Raw genomic sequence first — 16,775 nt, 5'->3', positions numbered from 1 at the left:
CCCTATCCGACGGTGCGCTCGGCGGGCGGAGCGTTCACAGTCGGCGAAACCGGCGCGTCGTCGTCGGGCAGCGGGTGCTCCAGCTCGTCGCGCGGCATCCGGGCGGCGAGGATCGCGATCGCCGCGAGCGGGATCGGCAGCACCGCCGCCAGCACGAAGGTCGCGGTGAGGCCGATCGCATGGCTGACCGGACCCGCCAGGGCCAGCGACAGCGGCATGAACACCAGCGAGACGAAGAAGTCCAGGCTGGAGACCCGGCCGAGCAGGCGGCGCGGCACACGGCGCTGCAGCAGCGTCCCCCAGATCACCACCGGAGCCTCGAAGACCACGCCCAGCACGAAGCCCGCCACGACCATGACCAGGATGTTCGTCGCGGTTCCGTACACCGCGAGCGGCAGCGCGCCGACGCCCCACAGACACATCATCACGGTGAGGTAGCGGCGGGGCAGCTTGCGCGAGGCCATGAGCAGGGCGCCCGCCACGCCGCCGAAACCGTAGGCCGCGAGGATCATCGAGTGGTCCGACGGTCCGCCGCCGGCGTGGTCCTTGATGGCGAAGGGCAACAGCACATCGAGCGGGCCGGACACGAGGAGCACGAGCAGGCTCGCGAACAGCAGCGTGGCCAGCAGCCACGGCGTGCGACGCACGTACTGCACGCCCTCCCACAACTCGCGCAACGGATGCCCCGGCTCGCGCCCGTCGGAGCCGTCGTCGACGGCACCGTCGGGCTCGAGGCGGATCCGGGAGACGAACAGGGCTCCGAGGACCGGAAGGCACCCGGCGACGACGAGGGCGAGACCCGGCGAGTGCACCGCGATCAGGGCGCCCGCGATCGCCGGCCCCGCGGCCATGGACGCCGCCGGCCGCACGGCCGACTCGTAGCCGTTGACCGCGAGGAGCTCGCCGGGCGAGACCAGCCGCGGCACCAGCGCCGAGTACGCGGGGAAGTAGAACCCGGAGACCAGGCCGAGGGCAAAGGTGGCGAGCAGCATCATCGGCACCGTCACCGCGTCGGTGAGCACGAGCACGCCGACGCTGCCGATCGTGATCGCGTTGACGATCTCCAGCACGAACAGGATGCGTTGCTGCGGCAGCCGATCCGCGAGGACGCCGCCGGCGAGGGTCGAGACGAGCAGGCCCGCCGCGGCGCCGCCGGACACGACCGAGACGCTGGTGGGCGAGCCGCCCATGCGGATGACCTGCCAGACCATCGCGATCATCCACATGCCGTCCGCGATGAGCGCGCACAGCAGGGTCACGAACAGGAACCGGTAGTTCCTGCGCAGGAGGGGGCGCAACATGCGGGGCACGTTCCAGCGCGTACCGAGATCGGTGAACACCCCTCCACGTTGCCGATTCGCACGTCCGGAATCAACTGAATTTCAGGTTGTCATCAACCGCGGTCGAGGTATTAGCGTCGCTGTGGTGAGCATGGAGACCGACGCCGGCCCGCAGCGCCGCACGAGCGGGCTGCGGTGGTTCCGGGTCGGCTCGGTCGCGCTGATCTCGTTCATCGCCTTCGAGGCCCTCGCCGTCGGGACGGTGCTGCCGCGGGCCGCCGAGCAGTTCCGCGCCACGGCCGAGTACTCGACGGCCTTCGGCTCCGCGTTCGCCGCCATGATCGTGGCGATCGCCTGGGCCGGTCCGTGGGTGGATCGCAGCGGGGTCCGCCCGCCGCTGGTGGCGGGCGGGATCCTGTTCGTCTCCGGGCTGATCGTGGTCGGCGCCGCGCAGAGCATGACCGTGCTGGCGCTGGGCCGGGCGGTGCAGGGCCTCGGCAGCGGACTGCTCAGCGTGGTGCTCTACGCCATGGTCGGCCGCCTGATAGCCGACGACGACCGGCCGAGGATCTTCGCCGCGTTCTCCACCGCGTGGGTGGTGCCCTCGCTCGTGGGCCCGGTGATCGCGGGCCTGACCGCCGACACCGTGGGCTGGCGCTGGGTGTTCCTCGGCATCGCGCTCCCGGCCGCCGCTGCCCTGGTCGCGATGCTGCGGGCCACCGTCGGGCTGGACGAGTCCGGATTCGTCTCCGACGGTCCGCCCGACCGTGCGGTTCTGTTCGCCGCCCTGGTGGCGGGGGTGGCGACCGCGGCGGCCCAGTTCGCGGCGCCCCGCGGCGGCGCGGGGTTCCTGGTGCTCACGGCATCGTGCCTCCTGATCGCGGTGGCCGCCACCCGTCGCATGCTGCCCGCCGGAACCCTGCTGGGGCGCCGTGGGATTCCGCGGCTGGTGCTCACCGAACTGCTCCTGGCGGGCACCTTCTTCGCGGCCGAGATCTACGTGCCGCTGTATCTCGTGCACGTCGATGCGATGTCGCCCTTCGCCGCCGGCTCCGTGATGACGGGAGCCGCCCTGCTCTGGGCGGGCGGGGCGCAGGTGCAGGCGCGGATCCCCGCCACCGGGGCGGTGCGCCGGCGACTGCCGCTGCTCGGGGCGGCCCTCGTGTTCGGCTCGGTGGCCGGGGTGGCCGCGTGCTTCGCCGCCGACGCCCCGTGGCCCGCGCTCTTCGTCGCCTGGGCGATCGGCGGCCTCGGCATGGGCCTGTCCTACCCGACGCTGTCGGTGCTCGTGCTGGGCGCCAGCGCGGCCGACGAACAGGGCGCGAACTCCAGCGCCCTCAAGCTGGCCGAATCCGTGGGCACGGCCCTGACCATCGCGTGCGCCGGGATCGTGTTCGCACAGGTACTCCCGTGGGGCCATGCGGGATTCGCCGTCACCGTACTCGTGCCGCTGGCGGTGGGAGCGGCGACGGTGCTGGTGGCCGCGCGGCTCCGCGATCCGGGTGACTGATCCGGGTGACTAGGCCCGGCTCGCCTCCGCGGCGGCCTCCCGCAGCAAGTGCATGGCGCGGCGCACCACCGGGTTCCGGCACTCCGAATCCTTGACGTACGCGACGATGGTGCGCCGGGGCGCGGGATTGCACACGTCGACGGCGACGGTGCCGGGCGGCAGCTCGGTCGCACCCAGACGGGGCAGCACCGTGACCCCCACGCCGCGGGCCACGAACCGCAGCGCGGACGGGTAGTCGGTGGTCTCCACGACGAACCGTGGCGTGAATCCCGCTGCGGCGCAGGCATCGAGGACAGCCTGCCGGCACGCGCCGCGCCGCACGTCGTTGTCGATCCATCTCTCGTGCTCGAGCTCGGCCATGTCCACCACCTCCCGGCCTGCGAACGCGTGCCGCTCGGGCACCACGGCCACGTACGACTCGACCACCAGGTCCTCGTGCGAGAAGCCGGCGACCGCGGTGGCCTGCCCGTGCTCCTGCCGTACCGCGACGGCGAGATCGGGTCGGCGGGCGGCGATCTCGGTGACCTCGTCCTCGATCCGCAGGCGCAGCCGGGTGTCGGGGAACTCCGCGCTGAGGGTCTGGACGACCGCGGGCATCCAGTGCGTGCCCGCGGTGGCGAAGACGTTCATGGTGATCCGGTTCGCCTTTCCGGCCCGCAGGTCGTCGACGGTGGCGCCGAGGTCGTTGAGGTGCGCGAGGACGCCCTCGGCCTCGGTCGCCAGCACCCGGCCCGCGGGGGTGAGCTCGACGCCCCGTCCGACCCGCTCGAGCAGCTTGAGGCCCGTCTCGCGCTGCAGCGCGGCGACGTGCTGCGAGACGGCCGACGGCGTGTAGCCGAGACTGACCGCCGCCGCGGCGACGGAACCGGTGGCGGCGACGGAGCGGAAGATCATGAGCCGGTGTGCGTCGAGCATGAGGCGGCCTCCATTCAGTACCACTGAATGATAATGCAGAAACGTTCGCTTGTGCTTACGTCGCTGCGGACGCAGGGTTGAGCCATGACGAAGCGACTCCCCGCCCTGGCACTCGTGGCCGTGATGTTCGCGTGGGCCTCGGCCTTCGTGGTGATCCGCGGGATCGGCCCGCACGTCTCCCCCGTCGCCATGGCGGAGGGCCGCCTGCTGGTGGGCGCCGCCGTCCTCGGCGTGATCTGGGGGATGAACGCCCTGTACAACGGCGGTGTCCGGCTGCCGCGCGGCCGGACGCTCGCGCTCACGATCGGGTACGGCGCGCTGTGGTTCGCGCTGTACACCGTGCTGGTCAACGCCGCCGAGCGGCACCTCGACGCCGGGACCACCGCGCTGCTCGTGAACATCGCGCCGATCATCGTCGCGGTGCTGGCCGGCGCCTTCCTGCAGGAGGGCTTCCCGCCGCTGCTCCTGGTGGGGATCGCGATCAGCTTCGCGGGCGCCGCGGTCATCGCCGTCACCGGCGACGGCCGGCACGACGGTTCCGGCGTCGCCCTGGCGGTCGCCGCGGCCCTGCTCTACGGCATCAGCGTGGTGGCGCAGAAGCTGGTGCTGCGCACCGTCGATCCGCTCACCGCGACCGCGCTGGGCGCGGGCGTCGGCGCGATCGTCCTGCTGCCCTGGGCACCCCGCCTCTTCGACGAGCTGGCGGCCGCGCCGCTGTCGAGCACCGTCGGCGTGATCTACCTGGGCCTGGTGCCCACGGCCCTCGCCTTCCTGCTCTGGGCCTACGCGCTGGCCCACACGCCCGCCGGGGTCACGGCCTCGTCGTCCTACGCGGTTCCGGGCCTGTCGATCCTGCTGAGCTGGGCCTTCCTGGCGGAAACGCCCACCGCGTGGGGCCTGCTGGGCGGCGCCCTGTGCCTCGTCGGCGTCGCGGTATCCCGGCTCAGCCCGCGACGTCGCGGAGCAGCACCGACGGCCACTCCTGCACGTCACGCGGAGTCCGAGCGACCGACAATCTCGCCCGCGGGAGCGTGCTGCTGAGTTCCTCGGCCGTCGAGACCGGATGCGCCGGATCGTCGATCCAGGCCAGGACGGTGACCGGCACGTCGATGCGGGCGATCTCCCCGAGCGCGGGGAGATCGCTCGCCGCGGCGCCCCGGAAGAGCGAGGGCAGGAGCGCCTCGGTGACATCGGGTCGCGTCGGCGGGTGTTCGACGGTGGCCGGCGGCGCGAGGGCACCCTCTCCCGCGGCGAGGAACTCCTCCAGCCCGCGCTCCTCGATCAGCGTTGCGGCGGCGCGGTATTCGTCCGCCTTGGCGATGCGCGTCGCCCAGGCGGTGGGCGGCACCATCAGGGTGAGCCCGCTGAACCGGCCGGGCTCGCGGACCGCGGCGTGCAGCAGCGTGCCCGTCCCCATCGACGGACCGACGCCGTGCACCCGCTCTCCGGGGAACCAGTGGTCCAGGAGCCGCAGCAGGTCGTCGGCGAGGTTCGGCCAGCGGTAGTCGTCGGGAACGGCACGGCCCGTGGAGAACCCGTGCCCGCGCGCGTCGTAGCGCAGCAGGCGCGTGCCGCTGAGGCCGCGCCCGAGGTCGAGGTCGAGCACGCGGTCACGGGCGCGGCTGGAGGTCAGCCCGTGCAGTTGGACCACGGGGTGGCCGCCCTCGTCGCTGAACTCAGCGGCGAGTCGGGCGCCGGGGACGTCGAAGCTGGTCATCGGTCTTCTCTCGCCGGGCGGACGGTGCGTGGAAGAGCTAGGGTACCGGCCATGCGACTGACCAATGTCGCGCACCTGCGCTTGCCCTTCGGCCGGCTCCACGGATACGACGTCACCGCGTCGGAGCCGGGCCGGGAGTTGCCCGTGTCCTTCGACCAGGCGCGACACGTGGGCGCCGGCGACCGCCCCGGATCGTGGATGGCCCTGTCCTTCCGGCCGCCCGGACCGGTACCGCGCGATCAGCTCGCGCAGGCGTGGCTCGCGGTCATCGCTCGGCACGGCACGCTGCGCACCGCCTTCCTCCCGGGACCCGACGGCCCGACCCTGCACGAGCTCACCGTCGGGCCGGGAGCCTGGGTCGAGCACCCCATCGGCGCGGGGCAGGCCGTGGGTGATGCGCTGCGGGACGTGCTCGACGATGCCTGTTCCCCGTATCGGCGTCCGGCGCACCGGCTGTGCGTGCTGGAGACCGCCGCCGGCCCGACGGTCATCGTGGCGGCCGATCACGCACACACCGACATGTGGTCGATGCTGGTGATCACGCGCGACCTCCTCGCCGCGCTCGACGAGATCGGTGCGGGCCGCGCACCGTCGTCGGACCCGGTGCCGCCCTTCGTCGATCACACCCGGGCCCTGCGCGAGCGTCCCCGCGCCCCCGGCGAGGTGCGCGGGCGGTGGCGGGAGATCCTGACCGCGAGCGGCGGCGTCATGCCCGTGTTCCCGCTTCCGCTCGGCGCGCCCGAGCCCTACGTCGAACGGGTCGAGGTGCGCGACGTCTTGGGCACCGACGAGGTGTCCGCGTTCGCCGACGCGGCTCGTGCGGCGGGCGTCTCGACGCTGTCCGCGACCGTCGCCGCGATGACGCGGGTGACGCTGGACCTCGCGGGCGCCCCACTGCGGGCGGTGTTCCCGGTGCACAGTCGCTACGACGAGACCTGGCACGACTCGGTGGGCTGGTTCATCACGAACTCGGTGCTGGACTCCCCGTCGGCGGAGCCGACCGCAGCGGCGGAGGCGGTGAAGGAGGCGGTGCGGCTCGGGTCGTGGCCGCTCGCCGACGTGCTCGAGGAGTGGGGCGGGATGCCCGAGGCGCCCGGCATGTTCGCGATCTCGTGGCTGGACCTGCGGCGGCTTCCTGTCCGCATCGACGCCGCCCGACTCGATGCCCAGTACGTCGGCGCGACGATCCGCACCGACGGCGTGATGCTCTGGTTCATCCTCGACGAGTCCGGCCTGCACCTGCGCTGCCGCTATCCGGACACCCTCGAGGCCCGCGCGAACGTCGGCGGCTGGCTCGACGCCGTGGTCCGGGAGCTGCAGGCCCGCGCCCGCGCGTGAACCCGATCAGCCGGCGGCGCGCTTGCGGGCCGGCCGCTCGGCCTGCGCCTCGCGGTTCTTCACCGAGGCCTTGAGCGCTGCGAGCAGGTCGGCCACCTCGTCGTCCTCGGACTCCTCCTCCGGCGCCTCGGGGAATGCCGTGCCGCCCGTGGCCTTGGCCTCGATGAGTTGGCGCAGCTGCACCTGGTAGTCGTCCTCGTACTGATCGGGGTCGAAATCCGTGGCCATCGAGTCGATGAGCGAGGCGGCCATCGCCAGCTCCTGCGGCCGGATCTTCACCTCCTCGCTGAGCGCGGGGAAGTCCGCCTTGCGGATCTCGTCCGGCCAGAGCAGGGTCTGCAGCACCATGACCTCGTCGACGACCCGCAGCGCACACAGGCGGGTGCGGTTGCGCAGGGTGAAGGTGCAGATGGCGAGGCGGTCGGTCTCCTGCAGCGCCTGCCGCAGCAGGACGTAGGCCTTCGGCGACTTGGAGGAGGGCTCGAGGTAGTAGGGCTTGTCGAACATGATCGGGTCGACATCCTCGCGGGGCACGAACTCCGTGACCGCGATCTCCCGGTGCTTCTCCACCGGCATCGACTTCACGTCCTCCTTGGACAGGACCACGGTGTCGCCGCCCTCGGACTCGTAGGCGTTGGCGATGTTCGCGAACTCGATCTCGTCGTCGGTCCCCTCGCGGACGCGCTTGTACCGGATCCGGACCCCGTCCTTCGCGTCCACCTGGTGCGACTTCGCGTCGTGGCTCTCGATCGCGGAGTACACCTTCACGGGCACGTTGACCAGCCCGAACGACAACTCACCCGTCCATATCGCGCGCATGTGACCATTGTGACTGGTGTGAGTGCAGATTGCGAGACCCCGCGTTCGCGAGCGGGCGGCGCACCGTCGACGGCCGTGCCGGAGTGCAGTGCGATCGCGAGGCGATGCGCGGGGCGCATCACCTCTCATCGACGGGGCACGGGTCACCGGGACAGAGGGAACCGGGCACCTGCACGGTCACAGCATGTCAGCCCACCCGCCTACCATCCGCGCATGACCGACATCGACCGGCTCCGTCTCGTCGCCACGGTGGTGCGGACGCGGAGCATCCACGAAACCGCCCGGGCGCACGGTGTCGCGCAGTCCACCGTCACGCGCGCGGTCGCAGCCGCCGAGAGCCTGGTCGGGTTCGAGCTGTTCGCCCGCTCCACGAACGGCTCGCATCCTCGCCCGGAAGCCGCCCCGCCCATTTCCGAAATGAGGGTGGACGATCCCGTCGCGGCAGTCGTCGCGGGCGAGGCCGACTTCGCGGTCATTCCCATGGGAACCGCAATCCCCGACGACCTCGTCTGGCAGTGCGTCCGCGCCGTCCGCGGCGGGGGGCACTGCCTTGGTGCACCGCCACACCGAGTCACCCCAGGTCACCGCTTTCCTCCGCATGATCGGCTGACAGCAGAGGGGATGCGCCCGGTGCATCACCCGGCGAACCGACTGCCAGACCCGTCGGGAGCCGGATAATGGGACCGTGGCGCAGATCCGGGAGAACCGCGAGGTCGACGGCATCGCCGTGCAGCTGACCAACCTGGACAAGGTGCTCTACCCCGCCACCGGCACCACCAAGGCCGAGATCATCGACTACTACCAGGCCATCGCCCCGTTCGCGCTCCCCCACCTGGCCGGCCGCCCGCTCACCCGCAAGCGCTGGCCCAACGGGGTCGACAAGACGGCCTTCTTCGAGAAGCGGCTGCCGAGTCACGCGCCCGCGTGGATCCGCCGCGGCAGCCAGCACCACTCCGACGGCGAGTCCCTCTACCCGGTCATCGACAGCGTCGCCGGCATGGTCTGGCTCGGGCAGCAGGCTGCCCTCGAACTCCACGTGCCGCAGTGGACCTTCGTGGCCGACGGTGCCGCCCCCGCCGGCCCGGCGGTCCCCGGCCCGCCCGACCGCCTCGTCCTCGACCTCGACCCCGGTCCGGCGGTCACCCTCGACGACTGCGCCGCCCTCGCGCTGCGCATCCGCGACCTCCTGACCGCGATGGGCATGACCGCCTACCCCGTGACCAGCGGCTCGAAGGGGCTGCACGTGTACGCACCGCTCCCCGGGGCGATCTCCTCGCAGGGCGCACGGAAGGTCGCGCACGCGATCGCGGCGCAGCTCGAGTCCGAGTCGCCCGAGCTGGTCACCGCGTCGATGGCGAAGGACCACCGCGGCGGGCGGATCTTCGTCGACTGGTCGCAGAACAGCGCGTCCAAGACCACCGTCTCGCCCTATTCCCTGCGCGGACGCGACCATCCGTGGGTCGCCGCGCCGCGCACCTGGGGCGAGCTCGCCCGGCCCGGCCTGCGCCAGCTCGAGTTCGGGGAGGTCCTCGCGCGCGCCCTGTCCGACGGTGACCTCCTGGCGGGACTGGACGACGGTGTCGCCGCGGCGGCGCCGGCTGCGGCACCGGCGGTGCCGGCTGCGGCACCGGCGGTGCCGGCTGCGGCACCGGCGGCGCCCGTGGACCTGGGCGAGTACCGCGCCAAGCGGGACGCGCGGAAGACTCCCGAGCCCTTCGGCGGCGCACCGTCGGCGGGCGATCCGATCTTCGTCATCCAGGAGCACCACGCCCGCCGCCTGCACTACGACTTCCGCCTGGAGCACGACGGGGTCCTCGCCTCCTGGGCGGTGCCGAAGAACCTGCCCGACGACCCCTCCGTCAACCACCTGGCCGTGCGCACCGAGGACCACCCGATGGACTACGCCGCGTTCGAGGGCAGCATCCCGAAGGGCGAGTACGGCGGCGGCGACGTGACCGTCTGGGATCACGGCACCTACGAGCTGGAGAAGTGGCGCAGCAGCGAGGTGATCGTGACGCTGCACGGGAATCGCCTGCAGGGCAAGCGATACGCGCTGATCCGCACCGGCGAGAAGAACTGGCTGGCGCACCTCACGAAGGACAAGTCCGCACCGGCGTCGGTCCCGGCGACCACGGCGGCGCCGGATCCCATGCTCCCCACCGAATCCCCCATCGACCGGCTGTCCGGCGCGGACTGGGCCTTCGAGGGCAAGTGGGACGGCTACCGGATCATCGCGACGGTGCGCGGCGGCACCGTCTCGCTGCGCACCCGCTCCGGGCGAGTGGTGACCGGGGAGTTCCCCGAATTCGAGTCGCTCGCACACGATCTCGACGGAATGGATGTCGTGCTCGACGGCGAGGCCGTGGTGCTCGACGCGAACGGCGTACCGTCGTTCCACCTGATGGCGGCCGGCGACACCCGGGCCGGGGCCGTGCAACTGTTCCTGTTCGACGTGCTCGCGCTGAACGGAGTCGACCTCACCACCCGTCCGTGGACGGTGCGCCGGCAAGTGCTGGAAGGCCTTGCACCGCTCCTCGAAGCGGACACCGCGGTGAGCCTGCCCGGCCTCGTGGACGCCGCCGACGGCGCGCAGGCGGCAGCACTGAGCGCGGAGCTCGGCTGGGAGGGGATCATCGCCAAGCGCCGCGACTCCCCGTACCTGCCGGGGCAGCGCGTGCGGGCCTGGCTCAAGCACAAGAACTGGCGCGACCTGCAGGTCGCGATCGGCGGTTGGAAGCCCGGGAAGGGCTCGCGGGCGAACGGGATCGGCTCGGTGCTGGTCGGCCTCCCCGCGGAGACCGGGCTGCTGTACCTGGGGTCGGTGGGGTCCGGCTTCTCGGATCGCGACCTGGCGGCCCTGCAGGAAGAGTTGGAGCCGCTGCGGATGCGGCGCTCGCCGTTCACCGCGCCGCTCGACGACGCGGACGCCCGCGATGCGGTGTGGGTGCTGCCGAAGGTGATCGGCGATGTCCGGTACTCGTCGCTGCGCCGCGGCGGCCACCTGCGGCAACCCACGTGGCGGGGCTTCCGGCGCGACCTGCTGCCCGGCGACCTGCCGACCGCCGACGAGGCGCCGTGGGAGGACCCCAAGGAATAGTTTGTGCACTATTGATTAGTGCACTACTCAAGTGCTACCGTCGGAGTCATGACCGAGACCATGACCGACGCGGATCCGCTCGCCCTGGAACGCCAGGTGTGCTTCGCACTCGCGCTCGCCAACCGCGCCGTGCTCTCGGTGTACCGGCCGATCCTGGCCCCCATGGGACTCACCCACCCGCAGTACCTGGTCATGCTGGCGCTGTGGGACTCGTCGCCGCGGTCGGTCAAGGACCTGGCCGCGACGCTGCAGCTCGACTCCCCCACGCTGAGCCCGCTGCTCAAGCGGCTCGAGGCACAGGGCCTACTCACCCGCGGACGCGCCGCGGACGACGAGCGCCGGATCGACGTCGAGCTCACCGAAGCCGGCCGCGCGCTGCGCGAGCAGGCCCTCGCGGTGCCGCCCGCCGTCGTCGAGAGGCTCGGTGCGAGCCTCGCCGAGCTGGAGGACCTGCACCGCGTCCTCACCACCATCAACGCCAAGGCACTCGCCGCGGGTGCCCTTAAGGAGACCTCGTGAACACCGTCCACCGCCCCGATCCGCTGCACTACCTCGCCTGGATCTACACCGGCTCGCTGCCGGAGCGGAACCGGGAGTGGGTGCGCCACAACCTGACCCGCCGCACTTGGATCGCCCGGCACCTGCTGCGCGGTCAGCTGGCCTTCGTGCCCGTGTACGCGCTGCTCGTACTGCTGCTGCCCGGATCGCTGTGGCTGCGCGGCGCGACGGTGCTGCTGGGCGCCCTACTGGCTCTCTTCTACAACGCGGTCTACATCGTCCCCAACCGCGTCCGCCGCTTGCAGAAGAACGGCCTCGACCCCGAGCTCGAGAACCCCTCCGTGATCCGCCGCCGCGCCGAGACGCGTCGCGCCTACGAGGCCGCGTACGCGCCCACCCGCTCCTGACCGTCCGGCCCGCGGGACAGCGCACCGTCGTAGCCTGAGGGACATGCCCGTCAGTGCGATCGTCACCATCCCCGGCGTCCGCGTCGGCCACGCCACCGACACCGCGGCCCGCACCGGCTGCACGGTCGTGACCTTCCCCGACGGAACCGTCGGGTCCGGGGAGGTGCGCGGCGGCGCCCCCGCCTCCCGCGAGTTCGACCTGCTCGCCCCCGAGCGATCCGTCGAGGAGATCCACGCCGCCGTGCTCACCGGGGGTTCCGCGTTCGGACTCGCCAGCGCCGACGGGGTGATGCGCCGCCTCGAGGAGGAGGGCCGCGGCGTCCGGACCGTCGCCGGGCGGGTCCCGATCGTGCCCACCCTCGGGCTGTTCGACCTGATGGTCGGAGACCCGAAGGTGCGCCCCACCGCCGAGGACGGTTACGCCGCAACGGCTTCCGCGTCCGCCGATGCCGAGTTGCACGGCCCGATCGGGGCCGGCACCGGCGCCACCACCGGCAAGGCCCGCGGCCTGGAGAACCTCCACGACGCCGGGCTGGGGTACGCCGAGGTGCGCGCCGGCGAGGTGATCGTGGGCGCACTGTGCGCCGTGAACGCCTTCGGCGACATCCGCACCGGCGAGTCGACCGCCACCGCGGACTTCGGCTATCAGCCCTTCGAGCGCGGCGGGAACCGCGAGAACACCACCATCGGCGTGGTGATCACCAACGCCCGGCTCAGCAAGATCGAGTGCCTGATCCTCGCGCAGGGCGCGCACGACGGCCTCGCCCGCGCGATCGACCCGCCGCACACCCGATTCGACGGAGACGCCTTCATCTCCGCCGCCACCGGCGCCGTGGAGGCCGAGGTGGACCTGGTGCGCGCGCTCGCGATCACCGCGGTCGCCGAGGCCATCCGCTCGCGCGCCTGACGCCCGTGATCGCCCTCCACCGAGCCGGCGCGGCGGCATGCCTACTGGCGCTGTCGACGGCGTGCACCGCGCTCCCGGAGTCCCCGGGCCCCGCGCCGGAGGCACCGCCGAGCCCGTCGGTGGTGGTCACGACACCGAGCGTGGCACCCTACGACGTGGTCGCGCCGGGCATCCCGGCCGCGGTCGCGGCGCGGCCCACCACCGGCGCGGGGATCGCGACCTACGCCGACCCGTTCGGGGTGTACTCCAGCATCTGCACGCTGGGCTTCCTCGCCCGCTATCCCAACGGGCAGGTCGTGGCGTTCACCGCCGGGCACTGCGCCGAGGCGGCGCGGCAGGTGCGGCCGGACCGCAACCCCGTGGCGCGGTACCTGACCTCCGCGGACAGCAGCGTCCCCTTCGGCGAGTACATCAAGGCGACCCGCAGCGCGCGCGGGCAGGACATCGCGATCATCCAGGTCGCGGGCCGCGATGTCGCGCCGGTCGCCCCGGCGATCGGGCCCGTGACCGGGTACAGCACCCCGGACCGCCTGCGCGCGGAGCGGCCCGAGATCTGCATCGTCGGGGCCCGCACGGGCCGGCACTGCGGGGTGCTCGACGACGTATCGGGCACCCGCGTCACGTGGGCGGGCGTGCCCGCCGTCGAAGGGGACTCCGGCGGACCGGTCTACGCGAAGTGGCCCGACGGGACCTTCACCGCCGTCGGGGTGGTCAACTCCGTGCACACCCGGGCCGACGGCACGGGAACCGGCAGCGGCACCGGCACCCTCATCGCCGCCGACATCATCGCGAACGACATGACACTGCTGGGAACGGCCTAGCGGGTGTCCGACGGGACCGCGTCGGCGATCAGCGCAGGTGGATCGCGGCCGCGGCGTGGATGGCATCGGTGAGCCATCCGACGGCGCGGGTGTGCAACCGCCAGGACTGCCAGTACAGCTTCACGTCGACGGTGTCGTCCGTGAGGCGCAGCAGCGTCCCGCGGTCGATGGCGTCGCCGATGTCGGCCTCCGGGAGGCTGCCCCAGCCGAGTCCGGCCCGGACCGCGTGCGCGAAGGCCTCCGACGACGGGATCCGGTGCATCGGCGGTCCGCCCTCGATCCCGCGGCGGTGCAGCACTCGGGTCTGCAACTCGTCCTTGCGCAGGTCGTACTGGACGATCGGCATCTCGCGCCAGCGCCAGCGGCCGCCCGCACGCCACCGCTCCGCGTACGCCGGCGTGCACACGGGCAGGTAGCGCATGGTGCCCAGGTACTCCACCGAGCAGCCCTGCACCGGCTCGGGGTCCGTGGTGATCGCCCCCAGGACCGAGCCCGCACGGAGCAGGTCGGCGGTGTGGTGCTCGTCGTCCACGACCAGCCGCAGCAGCGGACCGTCGGGCTCCGCGGCGACGCGCGAGATCACGTCCCGGAACCAGGTGGCGAGGGAGTCCGCATTGACGCCCACGTCCAGCACGGTCGACGGTGCGTCGCCCGCCAGCCGGCCCAGCGCGTCGGCCTCGAGGGAGGCGACGCCGCGGGCGAGCCCGAGCAGCACCTCGCCCTGGGCTGTGGGGCGGCACGGTCCCTCGCGGGTGACGACGACGTGCCCCACCTGCTGTTCGAGGGCCCGGATCCGCTGGCTGACCGCCGACTGCGTGATTCGCAGCCGTGCCGCCGCCGCGCCGAAGCTCTCCTCCTCCACCACGGCGACGAGGGTCTCGAGATGATGCCCGCTGAGCATGAAGTCATTCTAATGGGTCATCTTCTAATCGCATTCGTACTTATGCCGCCCGGACCCTAGCGTCGTGGTCATGACCTCCGCACTTCTCGCCGGCATGGGCCTCGGCGTCTCGCTCATCGTCGCCATCGGCGCGCAGAACGCCTACGTGCTCCAGGTGGGAGTCCGCGGCCGCGGGCTCGCGGCGGTCGTCGCGGTGTGCATCGCCTCGGACGTCGTCCTGATCGTGGCGGGCGTCGCGGGGCTCGGCGCCGCCGTGTCCGGGCGGCCGGTGCTGCTGGAGACCGTGAAGTGGGTCGGCGTTGTGGTGCTCGTCGGGTACGGCCTTCGATCGCTGTGGTCCGCACGGACCTCCGCCGGCCTGGTCGCGGGCGGTGACGGCGCGTCGTCGGTCCTCGCGGTGGTCGCCGGCGTGCTGGCATTGACCTGGCTCAATCCACATGTCTACCTCGACACCGTGCTGCTCCTCGGGTCGGCATCCACCCGGTACGCGGGAGACCGCGCGTGGTTCGCACTCGGCGCCTGCGTCGCCAGCGTCCTGTGGTTCTGCCTGCTCGGGTTCGGTGCGCGACGGATGGCGGGAGTGCTGGGCCGGCCGAGCGTGTGGCGCGCGATCGGTCTCGGGATCGGCGTGCTGCTGCTCGTACTCGCCCTGCGCCTCGCGACGATGCCGCTCGGCGGCTGACACCGTGGTCGATTCCTCCCACCTACCGGGCACTATCGACCTCAGGCGGCGACCGCGTTCACGGCGGTGATGACGTCCGTCATCACCGCCTCACCGTCACCGTCGAGCTGATGCCAGCCGAACCGGAGGACTCGCCATCCGGCGAGGACCAGGCTTCTGCTTGCGCGCGTCGTTCATCGCACGTTCCGGGGTGCAATGGAAGGCCCAGCCGTCGATCTCGATCGCGAGCCGGTGCGCCGGGAAGGCGAAGTCGATCGAGTAGACTCCGAAGGGGAACTGTGCGCGCCACCCCGTGAGGTGATGCAGTTCGAGCATCCTCTGGAACAGCCGCTCCGCCTCGGACTCCGCGTCGCCCGCGATCACCGCCAGCACGCGGCGGGCCTCCGCCATTCCGCGTCGCCCGGCGTTGCGCGTCATCGCGGCGGTGAGTCCGCCCACGGTGACGATCCCCTCCTGCAGGGCGCGATCAAGCAGCGCGCTGCCCCCGACCGCGGCCGACTCGAGCGCCGCCAGCGGGGCCGCGGTCACCGACAGCCCGCGAACGACATCGAGATCGGCCGGCAGCAGGTCGCGGCGGTGCACCTCCAGAAGGTACGGGACCGTCGGCGCCCTCCGGTGACTGCGAGGCACCGTCAGCGATACCGAGTCCGGCGGCGACATCGCGATGCCGTGCCACCAGGCCGCGGCCGCACCGTCGACGGCACCGCCCGTGGCGCCCGCCGCAGCGCGCAATCGGGCCTCGTCCGTGAATGTGTGCGTGGCGGAGAGGTACACGCCGCCGCCGAGCCCGATCCAGAGCTTCGCCTGGACCAGTCTGTCGATCGCCGACGAGCTCAGGCCGAGTCTCAGCGCCGCCGAACGCGTGATCACGCCGTCGTGGTCGGCGAGGTGCTCCGCGAGCTTCCGCTGCCCGCGCCGTGCCGACGACTCGGCCGAGCGCTTCGATCCGTCCCCCATGTCAATTGGACGCATCGGACCGGCGTGCGGTTCCGGCGTCACGGCCGTGGTCGATTCTTCCCGCGCAGCGGGCACGATCGACCACACGGGCGAGCGCGTACGTTGGAACGCATGGCAGCTGTCACGATCATCGGTGGACACGGCAAGATCGCGCTGATTGTGGCGCGCATTCTCAGCTCCCGGGGCGACACGGTCACCTCCTGGATCCGCGACCCCGCGCAATCGGAGGAGATCGCCGCCACCGGAGCCACGCCGCGGGTCCTCGATGTCGAGAGCGCCACCCAGGAGGAGATCGCGGCCGCTCTTGCCGGAGCCGATGCGATCGTCTTCTCCGCGGGCGCGGGCGGCGGGAACCCGGAACGGACCTACGCCGTCGACCGCGACGCCGCGATCCGCTCGATCCACGCGGCCGAGCAGGCCGGGGTGAAGCGCTATGTCATGGTGTCGTACCTCGGCGCCGCCCCCGATCACGGCGTCCCCGAATCGGATCCGTTCTTCGCCTACGCCGAGGCCAAGGCCGCGGCCGATGTCGCCCTGCGCGCCTCCGACCTGGACTGGACGGTGCTGATGCCCGGCCGCCTCACCCTCGACGAGCCCACCGGCCGCGTCGATCCGGACGCGACGCGGTCCGCGGACAACCCCGGCACGTCGCGCGCGAACGTCGCGCTGGTCGTGGCCTCCGTGCTGGACCGGCCGGACACCGTCGGTAAGGACCTGCCCTTCACCGACGGCGGTACGGCCATCGAAAAGGCCTGGACCTGACCCGGACAGCGATTGAACACCGTTACGGAGGGGAAAACCGCACTTGGGTCCAAGGGGTCAGCGCAACATCTGAGGTAGATGAGGTGTTGTCTGATGGGAAGACCGAAGAGCCCGGCGGAGCGGGAGCGTCCGTTCTGGGATCAGATCCGCAGCGGTAAGACGGT

16 protein-coding genes and 1 pseudogene are annotated in these 16,775 nt (G+C 72.2%); 11 read left to right on the top strand and 6 right to left on the bottom strand.

Annotated elements, in window-relative coordinates:
* Nucleotides 1–2: 2 nt before the first annotated feature.
* A complete protein-coding gene (locus HF999_RS17230) occupies nt 3–1,301 on the bottom strand; it encodes an MFS transporter (RefSeq protein WP_168547081.1) in 1,299 nt (432 codons plus the stop codon).
* Nucleotides 1,302–1,431: 130 nt separating this feature from the next.
* Here HF999_RS17230 and HF999_RS17225 point away from each other — a divergent pair, with 130 nt between their 5' ends.
* On the top strand, nt 1,432–2,790 hold the full coding sequence (locus HF999_RS17225) for an MFS transporter (RefSeq protein WP_246208004.1): 1,359 nt from the start codon (nt 1,432–1,434) through the stop codon (nt 2,788–2,790).
* Between the two features lie 9 nt (nt 2,791–2,799).
* Here HF999_RS17225 and HF999_RS17220 read toward each other — a convergent pair whose 3' ends face one another.
* Nucleotides 2,800–3,705 carry a LysR family transcriptional regulator gene (locus tag HF999_RS17220; RefSeq protein WP_168547079.1) on the bottom strand — a complete coding sequence of 302 codons (906 nt, stop codon included), beginning with the start codon at nt 3,703–3,705 and terminating at the stop codon, nt 2,800–2,802.
* Between the two features lie 84 nt (nt 3,706–3,789).
* On the opposite strand from HF999_RS17220, the gene HF999_RS17215 reads away from it, so the two are divergent.
* The gene (locus tag HF999_RS17215) at nt 3,790–4,746 is read left to right on the top strand and encodes a DMT family transporter (protein ID WP_168547078.1); all 957 of its coding nucleotides are present in this window, start codon (nt 3,790–3,792) and stop codon (nt 4,744–4,746) included.
* Here the strand turns inward: HF999_RS17215 and HF999_RS17210 are convergent.
* Entirely contained in the window at nt 4,649–5,422 is a 774-nt protein-coding gene (locus HF999_RS17210) for an alpha/beta fold hydrolase (protein WP_168547077.1), read from the bottom strand. The genes HF999_RS17215 and HF999_RS17210 overlap by 98 nt on opposite strands.
* 51 nt (nt 5,423–5,473) lie before the next feature.
* Between HF999_RS17210 and HF999_RS17205 the strand changes: the two are divergent.
* Nucleotides 5,474–6,757: pseudogene (locus HF999_RS17205) on the top strand (condensation domain-containing protein); the annotation flags it as partial.
* Between the two features lie 9 nt (nt 6,758–6,766).
* Here the strand turns inward: HF999_RS17205 and ku are convergent.
* Complete coding sequence (gene ku, locus HF999_RS17200) at nt 6,767–7,579, bottom strand: non-homologous end joining protein Ku (protein WP_168547076.1); 813 nt, start codon at nt 7,577–7,579, stop codon at nt 6,767–6,769.
* Between the two features lie 213 nt (nt 7,580–7,792).
* Between ku and HF999_RS17195 the strand changes: the two genes are divergently transcribed.
* The 6 genes from HF999_RS17195 to HF999_RS17170 are packed head-to-tail and all read left to right on the top strand — an operon-like array spanning nt 7,793 to nt 13,309.
* Nucleotides 7,793–8,257 (top strand): helix-turn-helix domain-containing protein, encoded by a 465-nt coding sequence (locus tag HF999_RS17195; protein WP_168547075.1) that lies wholly within the window; start codon nt 7,793–7,795, stop codon nt 8,255–8,257.
* A 7-nt stretch (nt 8,258–8,264) separates the two neighbouring features.
* Complete coding sequence (locus HF999_RS17190) at nt 8,265–10,676, top strand: ATP-dependent DNA ligase (protein ID WP_168547074.1); 2,412 nt, start codon at nt 8,265–8,267, stop codon at nt 10,674–10,676.
* A 60-nt stretch (nt 10,677–10,736) separates the two neighbouring features.
* Nucleotides 10,737–11,195 (top strand): MarR family winged helix-turn-helix transcriptional regulator, encoded by a 459-nt coding sequence (locus HF999_RS17185; protein WP_168547113.1) that lies wholly within the window; start codon nt 10,737–10,739, stop codon nt 11,193–11,195.
* The gene (locus HF999_RS17180; RefSeq protein ID WP_168547073.1) at nt 11,192–11,581 is read left to right on the top strand and encodes a DUF5313 family protein; all 390 of its coding nucleotides are present in this window, start codon (nt 11,192–11,194) and stop codon (nt 11,579–11,581) included. The genes HF999_RS17185 and HF999_RS17180 overlap by 4 nt, the downstream gene beginning before the upstream one ends.
* A gap of 43 nt (nt 11,582–11,624) precedes the next feature.
* Nucleotides 11,625–12,488, top strand: a complete 864-nt coding sequence (locus HF999_RS17175; RefSeq protein ID WP_168547072.1) for a P1 family peptidase — start codon at nt 11,625–11,627, stop codon at nt 12,486–12,488.
* A gap of 5 nt (nt 12,489–12,493) precedes the next feature.
* Nucleotides 12,494–13,309, top strand: coding sequence for a chymotrypsin family serine protease (locus tag HF999_RS17170; RefSeq protein ID WP_168547071.1), 816 nt, complete (start codon nt 12,494–12,496; stop codon nt 13,307–13,309).
* A gap of 28 nt (nt 13,310–13,337) precedes the next feature.
* Here HF999_RS17170 and HF999_RS17165 read toward each other — a convergent pair whose 3' ends face one another.
* A complete protein-coding gene (locus HF999_RS17165) occupies nt 13,338–14,210 on the bottom strand; it encodes a LysR family transcriptional regulator ArgP (protein ID WP_168547070.1) in 873 nt (290 codons plus the stop codon).
* Nucleotides 14,211–14,280: 70 nt separating this feature from the next.
* On the opposite strand from HF999_RS17165, the gene HF999_RS17160 reads away from it, so the two are divergent.
* Entirely contained in the window at nt 14,281–14,892 is a 612-nt protein-coding gene (locus HF999_RS17160) for a LysE/ArgO family amino acid transporter (protein ID WP_168547069.1), read from the top strand.
* A 96-nt stretch (nt 14,893–14,988) separates the two neighbouring features.
* Here the strand turns inward: HF999_RS17160 and HF999_RS17155 are convergent, their stop codons facing one another.
* A complete protein-coding gene (locus HF999_RS17155) occupies nt 14,989–15,849 on the bottom strand; it encodes a type IV toxin-antitoxin system AbiEi family antitoxin domain-containing protein (protein ID WP_168547068.1) in 861 nt (286 codons plus the stop codon).
* Between the two features lie 111 nt (nt 15,850–15,960).
* On the opposite strand from HF999_RS17155, the gene HF999_RS17150 reads away from it, so the two are divergent.
* The gene (locus tag HF999_RS17150) at nt 15,961–16,611 is read left to right on the top strand and encodes an NAD(P)H-binding protein (RefSeq protein WP_168547067.1); all 651 of its coding nucleotides are present in this window, start codon (nt 15,961–15,963) and stop codon (nt 16,609–16,611) included.
* Nucleotides 16,612–16,775: the final 164 nt, after the last annotated feature.

Source organism: Tsukamurella spumae, assembly GCF_012396015.1.
Taxonomy (GTDB): domain Bacteria; phylum Actinomycetota; class Actinomycetes; order Mycobacteriales; family Mycobacteriaceae; genus Tsukamurella; species Tsukamurella spumae.
The sequence above is the reverse complement of the archived record's forward strand: the minus strand, read 5'-3'. Positions and strand labels throughout refer to the sequence as shown.

Excerpts from the sequence above, each read along its gene's own strand:
- HF999_RS17230 (WP_168547081.1), bottom strand. The coding sequence starts at position 1,301 with ATGTTGCGCCCCCTCCTGCGCAGGAACTACCGGTTCCTGTTCGTGACC.
- HF999_RS17225 (WP_246208004.1), top strand. The coding sequence starts at position 1,432 with ATGGAGACCGACGCCGGCCCGCAGCGCCGCACGAGCGGGCTGCGGTGG.
- HF999_RS17220 (WP_168547079.1), bottom strand. The coding sequence starts at position 3,705 with ATGCTCGACGCACACCGGCTCATGATCTTCCGCTCCGTCGCCGCCACC.
- HF999_RS17215 (WP_168547078.1), top strand. The coding sequence starts at position 3,790 with ATGACGAAGCGACTCCCCGCCCTGGCACTCGTGGCCGTGATGTTCGCG.
- HF999_RS17210 (WP_168547077.1), bottom strand. The coding sequence starts at position 5,422 with ATGACCAGCTTCGACGTCCCCGGCGCCCGACTCGCCGCTGAGTTCAGC.
- ku (WP_168547076.1), bottom strand. The coding sequence starts at position 7,579 with ATGCGCGCGATATGGACGGGTGAGTTGTCGTTCGGGCTGGTCAACGTG.
- HF999_RS17195 (WP_168547075.1), top strand. The coding sequence starts at position 7,793 with ATGACCGACATCGACCGGCTCCGTCTCGTCGCCACGGTGGTGCGGACG.
- HF999_RS17185 (WP_168547113.1), top strand. The coding sequence starts at position 10,737 with ATGACCGACGCGGATCCGCTCGCCCTGGAACGCCAGGTGTGCTTCGCA.
- HF999_RS17175 (WP_168547072.1), top strand. The coding sequence starts at position 11,625 with ATGCCCGTCAGTGCGATCGTCACCATCCCCGGCGTCCGCGTCGGCCAC.
- HF999_RS17165 (WP_168547070.1), bottom strand. The coding sequence starts at position 14,210 with ATGCTCAGCGGGCATCATCTCGAGACCCTCGTCGCCGTGGTGGAGGAG.
- HF999_RS17160 (WP_168547069.1), top strand. The coding sequence starts at position 14,281 with ATGACCTCCGCACTTCTCGCCGGCATGGGCCTCGGCGTCTCGCTCATC.
- HF999_RS17155 (WP_168547068.1), bottom strand. The coding sequence starts at position 15,849 with ATGGGGGACGGATCGAAGCGCTCGGCCGAGTCGTCGGCACGGCGCGGG.
- HF999_RS17150 (WP_168547067.1), top strand. The coding sequence starts at position 15,961 with ATGGCAGCTGTCACGATCATCGGTGGACACGGCAAGATCGCGCTGATT.